Here is a 1,071-nt window from a genome sequence, read left to right as displayed (position 1 = left end):
CTAGGTGTGCATCTGCCAGAGCTTGGTTACATCTGGGTCTGAGTCTTCTGCTTCAGGCGTTCGTAGGGAGTCTGGCCGCCGAGAGCGCCGTGCGGGCGGTGGTAGTTGTAGTAGTCCTCCCATTCTCGGAGTTTTTCGTTCAGTTTGCCGGTGTCGTCGATGACGACACCGGCGAGCATGCGGTAGAACTCCTCGGCGTCGATGCGGTGTGAGCGTTCCACCTTGCCGTTGAGGTGCGGGGATGCCGGTTTGATGTAGGTGTGGGCGATGCATTGTCGAGCGCGTGCCAGTGGAAGGCGGACTGGAACTCCGCGCCGTTGTCGGTCTGGATGACCTCGACGCGGAAAGGCAGTCGTTCAAGGACGTAGTCCAGGAACTGGACGGCTGTCTTCTGGTCGCACCGAGGGTAGATCCGCAGCACGCGCAGCCGGGTGCAGTCGTCGATCGCGGTGAACTGGTAGTACTTGGCCCGACGGCGGACCTTGGGCGTCGTGCCGACGACGGGGGCCGGCTGCTGGGCCGTCGGGGCAGGCGCGCCGATCGGCTCGATGAACTTGACGTCAATCTGGACCCGGTTGCCGGGCAGTTGCTTCTCGTAGCGGGTATAGCGCCTGTCGTGGCGCTTGTAGCGTTGCGATGCGGGCAGCCGGTTGAGACCCAGCCGCTTGAGGATGCGGTAGACGGCGGAGCAGGCGATGTCGATGTCGTGGTACCGCTGGAGGTACATCCGGATCTTCATCGGGCCGAAGTGGTAGTTCTGCCGCAGGTAGACGATCTTGTTCACGATGTCGGCGTCGGTGGCATGGGGACTGTGGTGCGGTGCGCTGGAACGGTCGCGCAGGCCCTCGATGCCCTCCTCCTGGTAGCGCCGCTGCCACTTGTAGAAGCAGTTGCGGCTGATCCCGTAGTACCGGCAGGTCAGCGAGACATTCCCAGTGACTTCCTCGGCGTGGCGCAGGACCGCCAGACGTCGCTGGGCCCGGCGATCCTGCTGCTGTTGCGGTGAAGGGGGCATGGCTGGCTCCGTCGTAGTCGGAGATCCATGTGTCACCAATGTCCGGCAGTTTTATA

General features: G+C 63.2%; 1 pseudogene. It reads right to left on the bottom strand.

Going from position 1 to position 1,071, the window contains the following annotated elements:
• Nucleotides 1–26: 26 nt before the first annotated feature.
• Nucleotides 27–1,051 (bottom strand): annotated as a pseudogene (locus tag SNA_RS29895) (IS481 family transposase).
• Nucleotides 1,052–1,071: the final 20 nt, after the last annotated feature.

Source organism: Streptomyces natalensis ATCC 27448, assembly GCF_000935125.1.
Taxonomy (GTDB): domain Bacteria; phylum Actinomycetota; class Actinomycetes; order Streptomycetales; family Streptomycetaceae; genus Streptomyces; species Streptomyces natalensis.
Note: the sequence above shows the minus strand (reverse complement) of the source record. Positions and strands in the feature narration are given on the sequence as shown.